Origin of the sequence: Pseudomonas sp. C1C7 (assembly GCF_013359595.1) — a bacterium.
Taxonomy (GTDB): domain Bacteria; phylum Pseudomonadota; class Gammaproteobacteria; order Pseudomonadales; family Pseudomonadaceae; genus Aquipseudomonas.
The window spans coordinates 22,266-41,745 of record NZ_JABFMP010000032.1 but is presented as its reverse complement, the minus strand read 5'-3'; the positions used below and the strand labels follow the sequence as shown (position 1 = coordinate 41,745).

Sequence of the window (19,480 nt, the reverse complement as noted above, 5' to 3'; positions counted from 1 at the left end):
AGCCATGAGCACTCATTCAATTCCCGAGTTGATCGATAACGCGCGAGTCAGCACTTTTCAGTGGCGTGTGTTCGCCCTCTGTTTTTTCGTCGCCATTCTCGACGGCTTCGACACACAAGCCATCGCCTTCACCGGCCCTTCGATCACCCAGGCATTCGGGCTGGGGGCGGGCGCTTTGGCGCCGATCCTGACGGCGGGCATTGTCGGCATGGTGCTGGGGGCGATGATCCTGGGGTTGATGGGTGACAAGTTCGGTCGGCGACCGACGATCATCGGTTCGGTTGCGTTGTTCGCCGTGGCTTCGCTCGCCACAGCATTTGCCCAGACCACGGATCAGATCCTGGTCCTGCGATTCATCGCCGGGCTCGGCATGGGCGGGGCAACGCCCGTCGTGCTGTCGCTGGCGGCGGAGTATGGCTCGGCCCGGCATCGCGGCACGATCATGACCACCGTGCTGCTCGGATTACCCGCCGGCGCCATCCTTGGCGGGCTGCTGGCCGCCCGGATGCTGCCCTTGATCGGTTGGGAAGGCATCTTCGCGGTCGGCGGAATCGTGCCGCTGTTGCTGATGGTGGTGCTGATCTTCGCCTTGCCTGAATCGCTGTATTTCCTGACCCGGCAACGGACGGACTCCAGCCTTGAAAAGGTCGGAAAAATCGTCGCGCGGATCACTGATAAACCCCTCGATGCCGGTAGCACTTTCAGCGTTCCGGAGCTGGATGTGAAAACCCGCGTGTCCTCCTTGTTTGCTGGCGGCCTGGCTCGCAATACCTTGGGGATATGGACCATCTACCTGTTCAACTGGGTGGCGTGGTTCATGTTCCTGTCCTGGCTGCCCACCGTTCTCAAGGCCACCGGCCTGCCGGCGGAGCAGGCGCCGATGGGCACCGTTGCGGTCAATGCGGTGTTCGTGGTCTGCGCCATTCCACTGTCGATCATCCTGCCGAAAATCAACGTTCGCCTGTTGTTGCTGGCCTTGTTCGTTTTCGGCATTGCCCTGTGCGTGGGGCTGGCGAACAGCGGTACAAACTGGGCGTTGGTTTTCGTTCTTGCCGGTTTGGCAGGGCTGGGGATCGGAGGGCAGCAAATCGTCCTGAATTACATGGTTGCCCAGGCGTACCCCACGGCGTTGCGCGCAACGGCGACCGGCTGGGCGATTGCGCTGGGTCGGGTTGGCGCGATTATCGGATCGGCGAGCGGTGGCTGGTTTCTCGAGCACGGCGGACCGGCGGGGTATTACTCGGCGCTCGTTGTGCCGCTGGTGATTGCGGCGGCGGGGCTTTTGATTATTCGTGTTCAGGCTGATGTTGCGGAGGGGGAGGCGGTGGCGGTGCATTAACTGCCGCAAAACGATCGCAGCCAGCTGTCCAGGAATAAGCCAGCTCCTACAGGTGAATGCATTCCCATGTAGGAGCTGCCGCAGGCTGCGATCTTTTCAGGTCAACACGGACTCAGGGCGGATCAAGTTCATCCAGCACTCGATTTTCGCTGTTCATCGTCATGATCCGATCCACCAGCCACGCCAGTGCAGGGTCGTGCTGACGATGGGTCAGGTGCACCAGTTCCAGCTCGAAAGGCTCCAGCGCAAAAGGCAATTCATACAACTCTAGGGGCAGCAGCGTGGCGAAGTGTTGCGCCAGTGTCGTCGGCAGCACGGCGCACAGGTCCGTGGCCGCCACCAGATGTGCGGCCTGCAGGTAGTTGGGGGTGGTGTAGACGATTTGCCGCGCGAGATTCTGCTCGGCCAGCCATTGATCGACCATGCCCCGGGTCTGACCGCCATGCACCCACAGGTGGCGCATTCGCAGGAACGTGTCCAGGGGTAGACCGTTGCCTGTTTCCGGATGGCCCCGACGCAACGCGACCCGCAACGTCTCGCGGCGCCACAGATGCCGGCTGAAGCGAGCAGGCACCTCATCGAAACGGCCCAATACCAGATCCAGTTCGCCGCGATCCAGTGCCTCGGCGGGCAGGTCTGGTGTCAGGTGGGCGACATCGATGCGCAGCAAGGGCGCTTGCACCTGCACAAGCGCCAACAAGGGCGACATGCACATCTGTTCAACGAAGTCGGTGACGGCGATCCGTAGCTGGCGCTGGCTGTGTTGCGGTTCGAAGGCATCGCCGATGACCAGTGTCTGCTCAATCTGCTGCAAGGCCGCGCGGATCGGTCCTTCCAGTGCCAGGGCCCGGGGAGTGGGGCGCATGCGCCTTCCGACGCGCACCAGCAGCGGATCGCCCAGTTGATCACGCAAGCGCGCCAGGGCATTGCTGACGGTTGGCTGCGTCAGTGCCAGACGCTCCGCTGCCCGGGAGACATTCTGCTCGCGCAGCAACATGTCGAAGACCCGCAGCAGATTCAGATCGAAGTTCAATGTATTCATGCCGGCAATATATGGCATATGAAAATGAAATTTCAAAAATACTTGATGCCTGCTTAGGGTGACGGCTGTTTCTTTTTTCATAAAAACAAAAGCAGGAGCGCCGCGCGTGAGTAACTCTTTTGATATCCGGCAGGTCGCCGTCATCGGTGCCGGCACCATGGGCCGGGGCATCGTTGTCTGCCTGGCCAGTGCCGGGTTGTCGGTGTTGTGGCTGGAAAACAATGCCGCCACCCTCGACGCGGGCCTGACCATGATCGAGCAGACCTGGGCGCAGCAAGTCGATAAACAACGCATTACCCAAGGCCAGGCTGACGACAATCTGCGTCGGGTAAGGGCCGTGGCCGATTACGCCAGCCTGGCGGACGCCGACCTGGTGATCGAGGCGGTGTACGAAAACCTGGAAATCAAACAGGCAATCTTCCGTGAACTGGACGCCCATCTGAAGCCGCAGGCGATTCTGGCCAGCAACACCTCGGCACTGGATATCGACAGCATCGCCGCCGTGACTGGCCGTGCGCCGCAGGTTCTGGGCCTGCACTTTTTCAGCCCGGCGCACATCATGAAGCTGCTGGAAATCGTGCGCGGCAAGCACACCGACGGCGCGGTGCTGCAAGCGGCGCAGAACCTGGGCCAGCGCATCGGCAAGGTGGCGGTGATCGCCGGCAACTGCCCGGGCTTCATCGGCAACCGCATGCTGCGCAGCTACGTCGCCGAAGCGCGCAAGCTACTGCTCGAAGGCGCGTTGCCGCATGAGGTCGACGAGGCGATGCAGCGATTCGGTTTCGCCATGGGGCCGTTTCGCATGTATGACGTGGTCGGCATCGATCTGGAGTGGCGCGCCCGTCAACTGGCCGGCCAGGGCATGGAGTCACCTTTGGTGCAGGTCGACAATGCCTTGTGTGACCTTGGTCGTCTGGGGCAGAAGACCGGCCGGGGTTACTACCGTTACGCCCCCGGCAGTCGCAAGGCCGAGCATGATCCGCAGGTCGATGCGCTGGTGCTCGGGGTCTCCCATGGCCTGGGCTATCGCCGCCGTGCCATCGACGCGCAGGAGATCCTCGAACGTTGCCTGCTCGCGCTGATCAACGAGGGCGCAAAGATCCTGGAGGAGGGCATCGCTGCCAACAGTCATGACATCGATCAGGTCTGGGTCAATGGCTACGGTTTCCCCGCCGACATCGGCGGGCCGATGGCCTGGGCGGATTCTCAAGGACTGAACACTATCGGCGTGCGCCTCAAGCGCTTGCAGGAGGTGCTGGGCGAGCACTGGCGCCCGGCAGCGCTCATTGATCAATTGATCGCCAGCGACAAGCGTTTGGGCGATGTAGCGCAGGTATTGGCATGAACTATCAGGCTCCCTTGCGAGAAGTACGATTCGTCCTGCACGAACTGTTCGACGTCTCGGCTCACTGCGAACAACTGGGTATTGATCTGGACCGCGATACGCTCGATGGCATTCTCGAGGAAGCGGCGCGGTTTGCCGGCGAAGTGATCGCACCGCTCAACCGCAACAGCGATGAACAGGGCTGTCTGCTGTCGGATGGCAATGTCCGCACCCCGGATGGCTTCAAGGATGCCTATCGTCAGTACGTCGACAACGGCTGGGCGAGCATGACTGGGCCAATGGAGTATGGAGGGCAGGGTCTGCCGCAAATGGCCTCGGCCAGCTTCCATGAAATGCTGATGGCGGCGTCGTTGTCCTTCCGGATCTATTCGGGGCTGACCGAAGGCGCGGTGCTGGCGTTGCATCGCCATGGCAGCGACGCGCTCAAGCAAGCCTGGCTGGGCAAAATGGTCAGCGGCCAGTGGACCGGAACCATGTGCCTCACCGAGCCCCAGGCCGGCACCGACCTGGCCCTGCTGCGCACCCGTGCGCAGGCCGATGTCGATGGCAGTCATGAGATCACCGGCAGCAAGATTTTCATCAGTGGCGGCGAGCAGGATCTGACGGACAACATCGTTCATCTGGTGCTGGCCCGTCTGCCCGACGCACCGGCCGGGGTCAAGGGCATCAGTCTGTTCCTGGTTCCCAAGGTGTTGCCCGATGGTCAGCGAAATGCCCTGAGCTGTGGTGCGCTGGAGCACAAGATGGGCATCAAGGGCGCTTCCACCTGCGTGATGAATTTCGACGGTGCGCGAGGCTGGCTTGTCGGCGAGGCGAATCAAGGACTGGCCTGCATGTTCACCATGATGAACGACGCGCGTTTCCAGGTTGGTCTGCAAGGATTGGGCATCGCCGAGGCGGCGTTCCAGGGCGGCTTGAGCTACGCCCGCGAACGCTTGCAGTCGCGTTCGCTGACCGGCGCCGTGGCGCCGGACAAACCGGCTGACCCGATCATCGTCCATCCCGATGTGCGGCGCATGTTGCTCACCCAGAAAACCCTCACCGAAGGCTGTCGGATGCTGGGCATCTACACGGCGCGGCAACTGGACCTCGAACACGCGGCGCAGGATTCCGAGACCCGGCGCGTGGCCTCCCGTCGCGCCGCGCTGCTGATTCCCATCGTCAAGGCGTTCTTCACCGATGTCGGCCAGGAAGTGGCAAGCCTCGGCGTGCAGCTGTATGGCGGCCATGGCTACATCCGCGAGTGGGGCATGGAGCAACTGATGCGCGATAGCCGTATCACCCAGCTCTATGAAGGTACCAATGGCATCCAGGCGCTGGATCTGGTTCGCCGCAAACTGATTGGCGACGGTGGCGCGGAGCTGAACGCGCTGATCGATGAGTTGGGTCGGCACGTCGATGCCGCCGGCGCTCACGCCGAACTGCAGGCGATGGCGGTCGCGGTCAACCGGCGACTCGAAGAGTGGCGCGCGCTGGGCAGCGGCATCATCGAGGCCTGCCAGCGAGAGCCGCAGGAAATCGGTGCGGTCTCGGTGGATTTCCTCGCCTACTCGGCCTATGTCCTGCTGGCGGGTTTCTGGTTGCAGGCGGCGCTGCGAGCCAGCACTGCGTTGGCGAACGGCAGCGGTGAAACAGCCTTTTATCAGGCCAAGTTGCACGCTGCCGATTTCTACTGGCGCCGCGTGCTGCCACGTGCCACGGCGCATCGCGAGGCGCTGCTCGGCGGCGCGGACTGCCTGATGGCCATGCCCGCCTGCGATTTCGCGTGCTGATCGCAGACCCAAAACAACAATAAGGAGGTGCTGCCATGCAGCCATTCAGCTTTGCTACCACCGCGCAGATTCTCTGTGAAGCCGGCGCGGCCCGGCGCCTGGCCGGCCTTTGCCGTGAGCGTGGAGCGCGGCGTGTATTGATCGTGACCGACCCGGGAATCGCCCGCCTGGGACTGCTGGATGAGGTGTTGCCGGGTTTTGGCGAGGCCCGGGTCGCGGTGGCGATTTTCAGCGAAGTGGCGGCCGACCCGAGCCAGGCGTGCGTGCTGGCAGCCGCGCAGCGCGCGCAACATATCGGCGCGGACCTGATCGTGGGCTTCGGTGGCGGCAGTTCGATGGATGTCGCCAAACTGGTCGCGCTGCTGGCCAGCCCCGATTGCGCGCAGTCGATCACCGATTTGTATGGTGTCGACAATGCGCGCGGTCGACGCCTGCCGCTGATTCAGGTGCCGACCACCGCAGGGACCGGTTCGGAGGTCACGCCGATCGCGATCGTCACCACGGGCGACACTACCAAGATGGGGGTTGTCTCGCCGTTGCTGCTGCCGGATCTGGCGGTGCTGGACGCCGAATGCACATTGGGTCTGCCACCGACCGTGACCGCGGCGACGGGAATCGATGCCATGGTGCATGCGATCGAGGCCTACACCAGCAAACTCAAGCGCAATCCACTGTCGAGCCTGCTGGCCCGCGAGGCGTTGCGGCTGCTGTCCGGGAACCTTGACCAGGCGGTGCAAGAGGGCAGCAATCTGGAGGCTCGCCAGGCGATGCTGCTCGGTGCCTGTCTTGCCGGCCAGGCGTTCGCGAACGCGCCGGTGGCGGCGGTGCATGCGCTGGCGTATCCGTTGGGTGGACATTTTCACATTCCCCACGGGTTGGCCAATGCGTTGGTACTGCCCCACGTCCTGCGATTCAACCTGCCCGTCGCGGCGGCGGACTACGCCGAGTTGGTACCGTTGATTCTTGGCCGGCGCTTGAAGGCAGGGGACCGGCATGACCAGGCCGAACAGTTCGTCGCCGAGTTGGCGCAACTGGGTCCCCGTTGCGGATTGCCGGCGCGCCTGCGCGACACCGCAGTGACCCGGGACAGCCTGGCCCGACTGGCTGCGGACGCGATGCAACAGCAGCGCCTGCTGGTGAACAATCCCCGCGAGGTGAGCGAAGCAGACGCCCTGGCGATCTACGAGGCGGCGTATTGATGAGCGATCCGAGGCAGCGCAACCGCTACCGGCACTTCACGAAAATCGCCACCCGCTGGCATGACAACGACGTCTATGGACATGTGCACAACGTCGTCTACTACAGCTTTTTCGACAGTGCGGTGAACCGCCTCCTGATCGAAAAAGGCGGGCTGGATATCCACGACGGATCGGTGATCGGCGTGGTGGTGAACTCAAGCCCCGAGGTGTCCGGGCCACCATTGGCCAGAGCGCCGCATCACGCACTTCGATCTCGCCGTGCAACCCTTCGCCTGGCTGGCCGAAGCTCAAGGGGCGTTCATCGCGTTCGCGCAGTGGCTTTGATTCTGGCGGTCGTGGAGGGGAAAGGGTCGAGTATCCGTAGCAACACTTCGTAAAAAACGAACTATTCGCAACGAATAAACGATTTTTGTTGATGAAACAGGATCGTTAGCATGACTTCTCCAGCCTATTGCTGCGTCATGCGGAGATAGAGAATGACTGCCATCAGCGTTGGCCAACCCTGGATGTGGGCCGCCTTCATCGTGTTTGTCCTGGCCATGCTGGCGCTCGATCTGTTCGTCTTCGGGGGACGCAAGGCGCATCGTGTTTCGGTGCGAGAAGCGCTGGCCTGGGTCATCGCCTGGATCAGTTTGGCACTGGTCTTCGCGGCCCTGCTCTGGTGGTATCTGAGCAGCATGTTCGGCGCCGAAGTGGCCCAACGTACAACGCTCGAATTCCTCACCGGCTACCTGATCGAGCAATCGCTGTCGATCGACAACATGTTCGTTTTCGTGATGATCTTCGGTTATTTCGCCGTGCCGCCGGAGTTGCAACGCCGTGTGCTGCTCTATGGCGTGCTCGGCGCCATCATCATGCGCGCAGGGATGATCTTTGCGGGTGTCTGGCTGGTGCGGGAGTTTGCCTGGTTACTCTATGTCTTTGGTGCGTTCCTCGTCATCACCGGCATCAAGATGCTGATCTTCGCCAATCAGCAGCCAGACCTTGGAAAGAACCCTCTGCTGCGTTGGCTGCGCAGCCACCTTCGCATCACGGACGGCTTTCATGGCGAGCGCTTTTTCGTGCGTCTGGACGGCCTGCGCTGGGCGACGCCGATGTTCCTGGTGCTGGTACTGATCGAGGCCAGCGACTTGGTCTTCGCGGTCGATAGCATCCCGGCGATCTTCGCCGTCACCACTGACCCCTTCATCATTTTCACCTCCAACATCTTCGCCATCATGGGCCTGCGCGCACTGTATTTTCTGCTTGCCGACATGGCCTACCGCTTCCATTTGCTCAAATATGGCCTGTCCATCGTGCTGGTGTTCATCGGCGGCAAGATGCTGGTCGCGCCGTGGTGGCACATGCCGGTCCAATGGTCGCTGAGCATAGTCGGCGGCATCATATTGATTTCGGTGCTGTTGAGTCTGACGTTGACGAAGGGCAAACCACAGGTGACGGGAGAACAATCATGAAGCGATGCTCCTGAGTTTGCGCCGAGAAAGCTGCAGCGGCAGTAAGGCTCGGCTATTGATTACTCTGCGTAATAAGTGAAATTCAATTCAGGGGCTCTATCGCTTTTTGCTCTGGTAATAAGATGGATTCATCCAACCATCACTACTGGAGTAACACGTGAAAAAAACCATTATTGCCGCTCTGTTAACCGCTGCTGCCAGCTACGCCAACGCCGGTACGGTATTGGTTGTCCTGTCGGACCAGGATCAACTGGACCTCAAGGACGGCAAGGTCATGCAAACCGGTTTCTTCCTCAACGAACTGATGCAACCGGTGCAGACCTTCATCGAGGCGGGGCAGACCGTGGTATTTGCCACCCCGAGCGGCAAGGCGCCAACCGCGGACCAGAAATCCAACGATGTGAACTTCTGGGGCGGCGATGAAAAGGCCCGTCAGGAAAGCCTCGCGCTGCTGGACACGCTGAAGCTGACCTCGAAAAACGGCTCGCCGGCAATCAGCTTCGCGCAGGTTCAGAAAATCGGCTACGACAAGTTCGACGCCGTGTTCGTGCCGGGCGGCCATATCCCGATGCAGGACCTGCTCAAGGACAAGCAACTGGGTCAACTGCTGAGCAACTTCCATGAAAAAGGCAAAGTCACCGGCTTTACCTGCCATGGCACCATCGCCATGTTGTCGGCGATCCCCGACGCCCGTGGTTTTGTCTCCGCGCTGGAATCGGGCAAGCAGCCGGCAGCCCCCGCCAACTGGATTTACAAGGGCTACAACGTCACCGCCTTCACCGACGCGGAAGAAGAGCAGGCCAAAGGTTTCCTCGGCGGCGGCCACATGAAACTGTTCCCGCAGGATGGCCTGACGGCAGCCGGTGCCAACTTCTCCGAAGCCAAGCCATGGAGCGAGCACGTGATCGAGGACCGCGAAGTGATTTCCGGCCAGAATCCGCAGTCGGCCAAGGCAGTCGCCGTGGCCATGCTGGCGAAGTTGAAGAAGTAACGCTGCCCAAGCGGTGTAACTGAAAGACGGCGGTGCCCGATTTTGGGGCCGCTTCGCAGCCCAACGGGGCGGTGCGACGTTTCGCTAAATCCCCTCACCACAATGTCTTCAGCAAGCCTCACTCCTACAGGAGTTGAGTTGTTAGCGAATATTGCAGCCAACACCTGAAACTGTGGGAGCGAGCCTGCTCGCGAGGGTGGTCAACGATGACGCTGGCCATCTGATGCCCCGCAGCATCCAGACCCGCATCGCGAGCAAGCTCGCTCCTACAAAGAGGGCGTGGAAATCCGTGGGAAATGGCCTGAGGAATCAACAAGCCACCTTTTTGCCACCCGACTGTCATAAATTTTTCATATAACTGGTTCACAGTGCGGCAGCCGCTCTCAAAAGGAATGCCGTTCATGAAAAGTTTTGTTAAGTCCGCTGCGCTCGCTCTTACCGTTTCTATCTGCGCCACATCAGTGTCTTTTGCTGAAGAAAGCGTCCGCCTGACAGGTTCTGGCGCCAGTTTTCCGGCTCCTATCTACCTGACCTGGTTCAAGGATTTCAGCAAGAAAACCGCTGGCGTCACCGTTGATTACCAATCGAAGGGTAGCGGTGCGGGCGTACAGGACTTTCTGAACAAAACCGTCGATTTCGCGGCCAGCGACTCGGCCATGAAAGACGAGGACATCGCCAAGGTTGCCGAAGGCGTGCAATTGCTGCCGATGACCGCGGGCGAAATCGTGCTGGCCTACAACCTGCCAGGCAGCCCTAAAGGCCTGAAACTGCCTCGCGACGTTTACTCCAACATTTTCCTGGGCAAGATCACCCAGTGGAACGATCCGCAGATCGTTGCCGCCAACCCGGAGCTGAAGCTGCCGGCACTGCCGATCACTGTTGTCGTACGTGCAGACTCCAGCGGTACCACCGCGGTGTTCACCAAGCACATGTCGACCATCAATCCGGAATTCAAGACCGCGTTGGGCGAAGGCAACACCGTCAACTGGCCGGCCAGCGACAAGTTCATCAAGTCGCCTAAAAACGACGGCGTGACCGCTACCGTACGTCAGACCCCTGGTGCCATTGGCTACATCGAGTACGGCTTCGCCAAGCTGGCCAAGGTCGACTTCGCCGAGTTGCAGAACAAAGCCGGTCAGTACGTTGTGCCTAACGCACAAAGCGGTGCCGAAGCTCTGAACGCGGTGAAGTTCCCGGAAAACCTGGTGGCCTGGTTGCCTGATCCGGACGGCGCCAAGTCGTACCCGATCACTTCCTACACCTGGATGATCTTCCGCAAGCAGAACGAGAGCCCGGCCAAGGCCAAGGCCATGCGTGAAATGGTTGAGTACAGCCTGACCGAAGGTCAGAAGATTGCCGACTCGATGGGCTACATCCCGCTCCCGCAGTCGGTCGTCGATCAGGTTCGCAAAGCTTCGGCCAACATCCAGTAACACTCGCGAGTCTTCATCCGGCGTGCGCTGCAGGCGCGCCGGATGAGATTTTCACCTGTTCCGGAATACACCCATGACCCAGCCTTTTGTCGTACCGGTTAACCCGGACTCTGCGTGCCAACCGCCTTCCGCGAAGGACTTCCTGGTGGATCGGACCTTCCGCGCGATTGCGCGCGTAGGTGTGGTCCTGATTCTGGTGTTGGTATTCGCCCTTGTATTCGAAGTGGGCCGCAAGGCCGTTCCGGGCATGGAAAAACATGGCCTGGACGTTCTTTTGGGTTCCGTCTGGGACGTCAACCAGGGCAAGTACGGCATTCTGCCTGCGATCTGGGGAACGCTTTACAGTGCACTGATCGCATTGCTCATCGCCGGCATCTTCGGCGTCAGCATGGCGATCTTCCTGACCCAGGATTTTCTGCCCGCCAAACTGGCGGCCATCTTCCGCACCATCGTCGAACTGCTCGCCGCCATCCCTAGCGTGGTTTACGGCCTGTGGGGGATCTACGTGGTGATCCCGGCCATTCGTCCCCTGACGACATGGCTGAACACCGAGCTCGGCTGGATTCCCTTTTTCGGCACCTCGTTGAGCGGGCCAGGTTTGCTGCCTGCCGCGCTGGTGCTGGCCATCATGATTCTGCCGACCATTGCCGCCGTTTCGCAGGATGCGCTGACCGGCGTACCGATGAAAACCAAGCAGGCCGCTTACGGCATGGGTACCACCCACTGGGAAGCGATTCTGAAAGTGATGGTGCCATCCGCTGCCACCGGTATCTTCGGCTCGCTGGTGCTGGGCCTGGGCCGCGCACTGGGTGAAACCATGGCCTTGGCCATGCTGGTAGGCAACGCGAACAACATTTCCCTCTCTCTGTTTGCACCGGCCAACACGCTGGCCGCCTTGCTGGCGCTGAACTTCCCGGAAGCGGGGCCGAACGAAGTAGAGGTTCTGATGTACGCCGCGCTGGTGCTGATGTTCATCACGCTGCTGGTGAATGTCATCGGTTCCATGATCATGCTCTACGCCCAGCGGGGGAACAAATGATGACTGACCTCACTGCTTCCATTTCCGCTGCACCGAGCCTGCAACGCAGGTTCGAAGGCCGCGCGCTGCGCAGCCTGGTATTGACCACGCTGGTCTGGCTTCTCGCTGTGGTGGCCAGTGTGCCGCTGTTTTCAGTGCTCTACATGCTGATCACCCGTGGTGGTGCTCGCCTGAGCCTTGAAGTCTTCACTGAACTGCCGCCGACCGGCTTCGAGACGGGCGGTGGCTTCGGCAACGCCCTGGCCGGTACTTTCGTCATGGTCGGTATCGCGGCCGCCATCGCGGTGCCGGTCGGCATCATGGCCGCCGTCTTCCTGGCTGAGCTGGGGCCGGACAGCAAGCTGGCGAACGCCGCGCGCTTCGCCGCCAAGATGCTCACCGGGCTGCCTTCCATTCTGGCGGGTGTTTTCGCCTACGCCCTGGTGGTCGTGACCACGGGCACCTACTCGGCACCGGCAGGTGGCGTGGCACTGGCAGTTTTGATGCTGCCGATCGTCGTGCTGACGGCTGAAGAGTCGATGAAGATGGTGCCCAAGATCATGAAGGATGCCGCCTACGGCATGGGCTGCACGCGCTCGCAAGTGATCTGGAAAATCGTCCTGCCAACCGGCCTGCCGGCGATCCTGACCGGCGTCATGCTGGCCGTGGCGCGCGCAGCGGGCGAAACCGCGCCGTTACTGTTTACCGCGCTGTTCAGCAACTACTGGATCTACCACGAAGGCAGCCTGTCGATGATGAACCCGACGGCTTCGCTTTCCGTGCTGATCTACAACTTTTCCGGCATGCCTTTCGACAACCAGCTTGAGCTCGCATGGGCGGCTTCGCTGGTGCTGGTGATGATCGTACTGATCGTGAACGTCGTCAGCCGTATTTTCGGCAAACCAAAGTTTTAAGAGCGGGAGCATCTGAATCGTGAACACTCTATCTGCGCAAAAAATCGCCCCTGTCGAGACCAAGTCTCCGGTGGTCATGGACTGCAAACTGGACAAGATTTTCTACGGCAACTTCCTGGCGGTACGTGATAGCCACGTGCCGATCGAAAAGAACAAGATCACCGGCTTCATCGGTCCTTCGGGCTGCGGCAAGAGTACCGTGCTGCGCAGCCTGAACCGGATGAATGACCTGGTGAGGGGCTTTCGCTTCGACGGCCATGTACATTTCCTCGGGCAGGACGTTTACGGCAAGGGCGTGGATCCGGTGGTCGTGCGTCGCTACATCGGCATGGTGTTCCAGCAGCCGAACCCGTTCTCGATGAGCATCTTCGACAACGTCGCTTTCGGCCTGCGCCTGAATCGCTACAAGGGCGATCTGGGCGACCGCGTCAAGCACGCCCTGCAGGGCGCCGCACTGTGGGATGAGGTCAAGGACAAGCTCAAGGTCAGCGGTCTGTCCCTCTCCGGTGGCCAACAGCAGCGCCTGTGTATCGCTCGCGCCATCGCCACCGAGCCTGAAGTCCTGTTGCTGGATGAACCGTGCTCGGCACTCGACCCGATCGCCACTCGCCGCGTCGAGGAGTTGATGGTCGAGTTGAAGAAGGACTACACCATCGCCCTGGTGACCCACAACATGCAGCAGGCCATCCGTGTCGCCGACACCACGGCTTTCTTCTCGGTGGATATTTCCCAGGGAACACGCACCGGCTATCTGGTGGAGATGGGGGCGACCACGCAGATTTTCGGCAGCCCGCGCGAGCAGATGACCGAGGATTACATCAGCGGCAAGTTCAGCTAAACCGAACGTGCGTCAAAAACCGTATACCGCTCGCGGCTATACGGTTTTTTCGTCCATAGGGTTGTCTTCGTCTCACACTTTTTTCAGGTTTGCCAATGTCTGCACCGCGTCGTCTTGATTTGCCCGCGATTGAGCGCGCCCTGCGTGAGGTGCAGTATCGCTTCGCTGAACTGAGCGAACACTTCACCGAGCCCCGTGATCCCTTCACCGACGAAGTACTGATGAATGTGGTGGAGGGCTACGCCCTGATCGACGACTACGTCGCACGGGGTGTCGACCTGTTCGATTTGCAGCAACTGAATCTGATGCTGGAAATCAATGCCACCGTTCTGTGCGGCCGAGACCCTGTTCGCCGACTGGAATTCGCGCCACACCTGGCGGCCACCGAGGCGCACTTTTTCAACGACGTGGAAGGTGGCATCAAGAGCCTGTTCAACTGGTACAGCGCCCATCACGGCGAATCGCCCTGGAAGCGTGCGGCCGGTGTCTATGTGCGGATTCTCAGCAAACCGCAGCTGTTCATCGAAGGCAACAATCGCAGCGGCTCGCTCATCGTCAGCTACCTGCTGATGCGCGCCGGGCTGCCTCCGTTCGTACTGACCCTGGACAATGCCAAGGGTTACTTCAATCCCTCGTCGGTCATCCGAAACTCCGCCAAGCATGGCGTCAAGGCGTTATTTGAATTGCCCAAGATCAAGAAGAAATACGCAGCTTTCCTCGAAGAGCAGTCTCCGGATCCGAAGCGGTTTTTCCTGAGCAGAAAACTCTCTCCTGCCTATCAGGGAGGCGCTTGATGAATACCTACCCAATGCTCGAAAAATGCCGGGAAATCACGGATCAGGCATGGCAGGCAATGAAAGATTGTATCGCGCCGCAGATGTTCAGACGTCAGCGCATTCGGGTTTCGTTTGATATCGACGACACCCTGGCCTGCCTGCCGCACCACAGCGACGTCGAGCCAGGCCCGATGCCGGATTTCGTGCATCGCTGGCTGGGCGAACCGCTGCGCATCGGAACACGCTCTTTGACCCGCGAGTTGCGTCGCCAGGGCTGCAGCATCTGGGTCTACACCTCGTCCGGTCGCACACCGGCCTACATCAGGCGCTGGCTGTTGCTGTACGGAATCCACGTCGACGGCGTGGTCAACAGTGTTCGGCATAACCAGGCCCTGACCGAGCGGGGGATGGTGAACTCTCCTTCGAAGCTTCCGACAGCGTTCGATATCGACCTGCATGTCGATGATTCCGAAGGGGTAAAAGCCGAGGGGCATGACCACGGATTTCGGGTCGTGGTCGTGCGTCCGGATGATGCGAGCTGGGCACAGCGAGTTCTGGATTCGGTGGCTGAGGTCCAGGCGGTGGTGGCTCGTCAGCAGGGCATAGCCTACGCAAGCTGAATTGCCGACACATAAAACCTGTGGGAGCGAGCCTGCTCGCGATGGTGGTCAACGATGACGCGGGCTGTCTGATGGAGCGCGTCGTCAGGACATTTATCGCGAGCAGGCTCCCACAGTTGGCGAATGCCCCCTGTAGGAGCGTATTTGGGTTAGTGCAGACTCTTCAGATAGGCGATGAGGTGCTGGCGACTCTGCGCATCGGCCTGACCCGGAAACATCATCATGTTGCCAGGCACCAGGCTGGCGGGGTTTGTCAGCCACTTGTCCAGGTTGGCGTCGTTCCATTTCAGCCCGGCGCCTTTCAGGGCGGCGGAATAGGTGAAGGCGGGGGCCTGGGCGCTGTTGCGGTCGAACACGCCGTGCAGGCTCGGCCCCATCAGGTTCTTGCCCGCGTCCGGGCTGTGGCAGAAGCCGCATTGGGTGCTGAAAAGCGCTTTGCCTTGAGTAACGTCACCCTGGGCGAATGTCAGAGGGGCGGCCAGCAGAAGGCTGCTGGCGACCAGCAATTGTGTGTAAGTCATTACGTGTCCTGGGAATTGAAGGCTGCGCCAGAGAGTCCCGGCGCAGCCTTTGGATCGATCAGAATGTATTGGCGAGGTCGATGCCCGACTTGCCCGGTGCAAGAATGTTGTTGGGGTCCAGCGCCCGCTTGATGACATGTTCAAGCTTGCGTTTCACCGGGCCGTAGCTCTGCGCAACCCGCTCCTGGAAGGCGGTGTTGACGCGATACACGGCGTAGCCTTCCTTCTCGAATACATCGAGCAATTCGGCAAAGCAGGCGTTGGCGCGTCTGGTTTCTTCGAGGTTGGTACGGTCGTAGAGCACGTCGATGACGTGGTGCATGTCGCGCCAGCCGACGATGAACTCGCCGACATAGTCCAGGCCGTGCTTGTTGAGAGTCTTCTTGGCCAGCGCCTGCTGTTTGTCGCACTCGCTGCCACGGGCCTGGCTCACCGGCGCAAACCACATCGAGCCACCGCCGCCACGCCAGTTGTACAGACCGAATTCCTGCAGGTTAGGCACGCCGGACATCAGCTGGGCGCGGTACTTGAAAGGCTGGGTGTCGCCAGCCTCTTCCTGGGTGACGATCCGGCCTTTGCCCAGTTGCTTCAGGGCGGCGGTGACGATGTTCCAGTTGACGTCGACCTGCTCCTGGGTGCCGTACAGAGCGGCGTAGACGTTCCAGGCGCCGAGGTTCTTGTCCTTCTGGATCTGCTTGAGGATCGCATCGGAAGTCGCGCCCGGCTCGCTGGTGTAGTCGGAACGGCGGGTGTTGCAGGTCGATGCTTCCCAGAGCACGCCCGCGATCACCACCGAGTTGGGAATGACCTGGGCGATGCGCAACGGGCGGATGAATTCGACGATTTCCGCGATGTCCGATTCGTTCTCGAATTTGATCTCGAACGGTTTGAAGACGGGAGGTTTTGGCATCAGCCAAAAGCCCATCTTCGTGCAAATACCGTAGTTCGCCTGGGTGAACATGCCGTCCAGGGTCGGACCATAACCCCACTTGAAAACCTGCCAGGCGTTGTCGCCTTTCACGCCGCCCATGCCGGTGCGATACACATCACCGTTGGCCAGCACCACTTCCATGCCGCACTGCATCAGAAAGTGTTCGCCGTAGGGGGTGTAACCCACGCCGCGATCCATGGTATTGCCCAACGGGCCTGCGATGGCCGACGGCGCAGAGAACGACAGCATCAAGGGCAGATTGCGTTCCTGGATGTAGTCGTAAAGCTGCTGATAGGTCACACCCGGTTCGACCAGAGCGGTGCACAGCTCGGGGTCGACGTGGAGGATTTTGTTCATTTTCTTCAGGTCGAGAATGATCTGACCGCGTTGGCCGGGTGCTGCGGAGCCGTAACCGAAGTTGCGCCCGGTGGAGATGGTCCACACCGGGATCTTGTGTTCATTGCAGATCTTCACCACGCCTTGCACCTGTTCGACGGTGGTGGCGGTCACGGCGGCGGATGGCGTGTGCTCGGCATTGTCCACGGCCATCATGATCTTGGCGTAGGGGATCAGTTGATCGTCCTTGACCAGGACGTTTTCATCGCCCAGCAGTTTGCGAAAGCTGGCGATGGCCCGATCGAAGTTTGCGCTGTCGACGCCGCGCGGGAGCAGGGTTTTGTTGGTTTCAGTCATTGGATGAGCTCCTTCATGCCTGGATCGAAAACGAAACGAAATTACCGGTCAGCGACGAGGGTTGGCGGGTAATCAGGGGAGGCTGCCCGTCATGGCTGGAACCCAGGGTTGCGAGGGTGTAGCCCAAGGTGGCTGCCCACTGATCTGAGCCAACGTTGTTGCGGGCAGCCGCAGACACCTGCAACGGAGGTTGCAGGCCATGCAGACGGTGTTCGGTCAGGCTGAAGCCGGTGCCGCAGGCATTCAGGCTCAGGCCCATTCGCGGGGCGCAACCACTGGCGGCTTCGGCACTGAGCAAACGGTGCTGTGACGTGCCGGTCGTTGCGTGGTGCTGGCCCAGCCACTGCACGCGTGCGCCAGCGCTGCGGGCCAGATCAACGATCAGTGCGGCACTGGCATCGTCGACCAGACCGATGATGCGTTGTGGCTGGCCGCTGCGCAGGCGTTTGTCGAACCCCTGGATGAAGTCCAACCCCAGATCGGTGTGCTGCACCTTGACCTGCTTGCCCGCAAGGCTCGCGGCGACGCCCTGGAGAAAGACCGACTCGGCCACCTCATTGTTGACCAGCACCAGGGTCGGCAATGCCAACCCCGTCCGAGTGCCCAAGACGCTATTGGCCATGCTCAGTCCGGAGCTGCTCATGGCGACACCGGCCAGACCGCTCAAGGCCAGGCCCTTCAGTACCGTGCGACGTTCGATGTTCATGGCTGGCTCCTCACGGCTTGGCCGCCGGGGCTGGCGTTCTGGAAATGTACTCGGCGACCTGTTGCAGCGAGTCATCGTCGATGAACGAGGCGGGGAAGGCCGGCATGGCCCGAAAACCGTTGCGCACGATTGCGGTGATGTACGGTGCTGGCAGCTGGCGCCCGGTGATTTGCGGTCCGACCTGTTTTTCGTGGCAGTGACCGCACACCTTGGCATAGACGTTTTCTCCGCCTTTCCAGACGCCGTCGCCATCGGCAGCCGCAGTACCCGCCAGCACGAAAAAGGGCAGGGCAAGGCAGGCGGACAGGGTCCGTTTCAGCACTGGGCGGTTGAGGAGTGAAGACATTTCGTACTCCGCTTTCTTATTGGAATGTGGGTTCATGGGGTCTTGCTCAGAACGGATACGCTCTTGGCGCGTGCTGCAGGGTGATCCAGTGGTCGGTGGTGAATTCGTCGATCGCCCAGTCGCCGTTGAAGCGACCCAGCCCCGAGTTCTTTTCACCACCGAAGGGTGCGTTGGGTTCGTCATTGACCGGGATGTCGTTGACGTGGGTCATGCCGGCGTGGATGCGCTGGGCGAACTGCACGCCACGCTCCAGGCTGGAGGTGAACACCGCGCTTGAGAGTCCGTATTCACTGTTGTTGGCCAATTCAAGGGCATGCGCGGCGTCACGAGCGCACTGGATGCCGACCAGCGGGCCAAAGATTTCTTCCCGGGCGATCTCCATGTCGGCGGTGACCTGGCCGAACACGTGCGGCGGCAAAACGTTGCCCTGGGCTTGTCCGCCAACCAACAACGTTGCGCCTTCAGCCTGGGCGGTGGCGATCTTCTCCTGAAGTCCCGCCAGCTGCTTTTGATTGATCACCGGGCCCACCACGGTGTCCGCATCGTTCGGGTCGCCACAGGGCAGTGCCTTGACGCGTTCGACGAATCGGCGGGTGAAGGTTTCCAGCAGCGGCTCTTCGACGATGATGCGGTTGATCGCCATGCAGATTTGCCCCTGGTGGAGGAACTTGCCCACCACGGCGGCACTGACGGCCAGCTCAACGTCGGCATCGGCCAGGACCACGAATGGACTGTTGCCACCCAACTCCAGGGCAACGTGCTTGAGGTATTCACCGCTGCTGGAGATACGGCCGATGTTGCGTCCGACCTGAGTCGAACCGGTGAAGGAAATGAACGCCGGGACCGGGTGCTCGACGAAGGCGTCGCCGATTTCCGCGCCGGAGCCGACCACCACGCTGAGCACGCCGACCGGCAACCCGGCTTCCTCGAAGATGCGCGCCAGCAACAGGCCGCCGGTGACCGGGGTGTCGCTGGCCGGTTTGACCACCACTGCGTTGCCCAGCGCCAGGGCCGGTGCCAGTGAGCGGGCGGTCAGGTGGAACGGGAAGTTCCACGGGCTGATCACACCGATGACGCCCAAAGGCCTGCGATACACGCGGCTTTCCTTGCCGGGAATGTTGGAGGCAAGAATGCGCCCATGAACACGGCCAGGCAGGCTGGCGGACTCCAGGGTAATGGCGCGGGCGGCGCCCCATTCGATCTGCGCCTTGACGCGTGTGCTGCCGGACTCGCGGATGATCCAGTCGATGATTTCTTCACGGCGTTCGTCGAAGATTTTCACCGCGTTAAGCAGCACCTGGCCACGTTCGGCCGGCCCTTTGGTTGCCCAATCTTCTTGAGTTTCGCGTGCCTTGCGGTAGGCAGCGTCGAGGTCGTCGCGATTGGCCAAGGTGATTTGCAGCAAGCGCGTCTGGGTAAAGGGGTCAAACACATCAAGCGGCCGATCGGTGCTGCCGGCTCGCCATTGACCGGCGAGTGGCTGCAATTCAAGGCTCTGATAGGCAGGGCGAATGGCGTGTGGAGTAGTCATGTCGAGGTCAC

Annotated in this window: 19 protein-coding genes; 13 read left to right on the top strand and 6 right to left on the bottom strand. The window is 60.9% G+C overall.

Annotated elements, in window-relative coordinates:
- Positions 1–4 precede the first annotated feature (4 nt).
- On the top strand, positions 5–1,339 hold the full coding sequence (locus HNO86_RS23040; RefSeq protein ID WP_175379230.1) for an MFS transporter: 1,335 nt from the start codon (positions 5–7) through the stop codon (positions 1,337–1,339).
- Between the two features lie 112 nt (positions 1,340–1,451).
- Here the strand turns inward: HNO86_RS23040 and HNO86_RS23035 are convergent, their stop codons facing one another.
- Entirely contained in the window at positions 1,452–2,399 is a 948-nt protein-coding gene (locus HNO86_RS23035; RefSeq protein ID WP_175379229.1) for a LysR family transcriptional regulator, read from the bottom strand.
- Between the two features lie 88 nt (positions 2,400–2,487).
- On the opposite strand from HNO86_RS23035, the gene HNO86_RS23030 reads away from it, so the two are divergent.
- From HNO86_RS23030 to HNO86_RS22975, 12 genes are all read left to right on the top strand, one after another.
- A complete protein-coding gene (locus HNO86_RS23030; protein WP_175379228.1) occupies positions 2,488–3,726 on the top strand; it encodes a 3-hydroxyacyl-CoA dehydrogenase NAD-binding domain-containing protein in 1,239 nt (412 codons plus the stop codon).
- Positions 3,723–5,498, top strand: coding sequence for an acyl-CoA dehydrogenase C-terminal domain-containing protein (locus tag HNO86_RS23025; protein ID WP_175379227.1), 1,776 nt, complete (start codon positions 3,723–3,725; stop codon positions 5,496–5,498). Before HNO86_RS23030 ends, HNO86_RS23025 begins: the two co-directional genes overlap by 4 nt.
- Before the next feature lie 35 nt (positions 5,499–5,533).
- Positions 5,534–6,697, top strand: coding sequence for an iron-containing alcohol dehydrogenase (locus HNO86_RS23020; RefSeq protein WP_175379226.1), 1,164 nt, complete (start codon positions 5,534–5,536; stop codon positions 6,695–6,697).
- Positions 6,697–7,074, top strand: coding sequence for a thioesterase family protein (locus HNO86_RS30340; RefSeq protein WP_256672726.1), 378 nt, complete (start codon positions 6,697–6,699; stop codon positions 7,072–7,074). Before HNO86_RS23020 ends, HNO86_RS30340 begins: the two co-directional genes overlap by 1 nt.
- A 99-nt stretch (positions 7,075–7,173) precedes the next feature.
- Positions 7,174–8,151, top strand: coding sequence for a TerC family protein (locus tag HNO86_RS23010; RefSeq protein ID WP_175379225.1), 978 nt, complete (start codon positions 7,174–7,176; stop codon positions 8,149–8,151).
- A gap of 157 nt (positions 8,152–8,308) precedes the next feature.
- Complete coding sequence (locus HNO86_RS23005; RefSeq protein WP_175379224.1) at positions 8,309–9,142, top strand: type 1 glutamine amidotransferase domain-containing protein; 834 nt, start codon at positions 8,309–8,311, stop codon at positions 9,140–9,142.
- A 401-nt stretch (positions 9,143–9,543) separates the two neighbouring features.
- The gene (pstS, locus tag HNO86_RS23000) at positions 9,544–10,575 is read left to right on the top strand and encodes a phosphate ABC transporter substrate-binding protein PstS (RefSeq protein WP_175379223.1); all 1,032 of its coding nucleotides are present in this window, start codon (positions 9,544–9,546) and stop codon (positions 10,573–10,575) included.
- Between the two features lie 73 nt (positions 10,576–10,648).
- The gene (gene pstC / locus HNO86_RS22995) at positions 10,649–11,614 is read left to right on the top strand and encodes a phosphate ABC transporter permease subunit PstC (RefSeq protein WP_175379222.1); all 966 of its coding nucleotides are present in this window, start codon (positions 10,649–10,651) and stop codon (positions 11,612–11,614) included.
- The gene (gene pstA / locus HNO86_RS22990; protein ID WP_175379221.1) at positions 11,614–12,507 is read left to right on the top strand and encodes a phosphate ABC transporter permease PstA; all 894 of its coding nucleotides are present in this window, start codon (positions 11,614–11,616) and stop codon (positions 12,505–12,507) included. Before pstC ends, pstA begins: the two co-directional genes overlap by 1 nt.
- 76 nt (positions 12,508–12,583) lie before the next feature.
- Complete coding sequence (gene pstB / locus HNO86_RS22985) at positions 12,584–13,345, top strand: phosphate ABC transporter ATP-binding protein PstB (RefSeq protein ID WP_178131312.1); 762 nt, start codon at positions 12,584–12,586, stop codon at positions 13,343–13,345.
- A gap of 95 nt (positions 13,346–13,440) precedes the next feature.
- On the top strand, positions 13,441–14,139 hold the full coding sequence (locus HNO86_RS22980; RefSeq protein WP_175379219.1) for a hypothetical protein: 699 nt from the start codon (positions 13,441–13,443) through the stop codon (positions 14,137–14,139).
- A gap of 59 nt (positions 14,140–14,198) precedes the next feature.
- Positions 14,199–14,741 carry a hypothetical protein gene (locus HNO86_RS22975; protein ID WP_175379257.1) on the top strand — a complete coding sequence of 181 codons (543 nt, stop codon included), beginning with the start codon at positions 14,199–14,201 and terminating at the stop codon, positions 14,739–14,741.
- 149 nt (positions 14,742–14,890) lie between these two features.
- Here the strand turns inward: HNO86_RS22975 and HNO86_RS22970 are convergent, their stop codons facing one another.
- The 5 genes from HNO86_RS22970 to pchA are packed head-to-tail and all read right to left on the bottom strand — an operon-like array spanning position 14,891 to position 19,469.
- The gene (locus HNO86_RS22970) at positions 14,891–15,262 is read right to left on the bottom strand and encodes a cytochrome c family protein (RefSeq protein WP_175379218.1); all 372 of its coding nucleotides are present in this window, start codon (positions 15,260–15,262) and stop codon (positions 14,891–14,893) included.
- Positions 15,263–15,320: 58 nt separating this feature from the next.
- Positions 15,321–16,886, bottom strand: a complete 1,566-nt coding sequence (locus HNO86_RS22965) for an FAD-binding oxidoreductase (RefSeq protein WP_175379217.1) — start codon at positions 16,884–16,886, stop codon at positions 15,321–15,323.
- A 13-nt stretch (positions 16,887–16,899) separates the two neighbouring features.
- Positions 16,900–17,592, bottom strand: a complete 693-nt coding sequence (locus HNO86_RS22960) for a hypothetical protein (protein ID WP_175379216.1) — start codon at positions 17,590–17,592, stop codon at positions 16,900–16,902.
- Between the two features lie 10 nt (positions 17,593–17,602).
- On the bottom strand, positions 17,603–17,938 hold the full coding sequence (locus HNO86_RS22955) for a cytochrome c (protein WP_175379215.1): 336 nt from the start codon (positions 17,936–17,938) through the stop codon (positions 17,603–17,605).
- Positions 17,939–17,984: 46 nt separating this feature from the next.
- The gene (gene pchA / locus HNO86_RS22950; protein WP_175379214.1) at positions 17,985–19,469 is read right to left on the bottom strand and encodes a 4-hydroxybenzaldehyde dehydrogenase; all 1,485 of its coding nucleotides are present in this window, start codon (positions 19,467–19,469) and stop codon (positions 17,985–17,987) included.
- Positions 19,470–19,480: the final 11 nt, after the last annotated feature.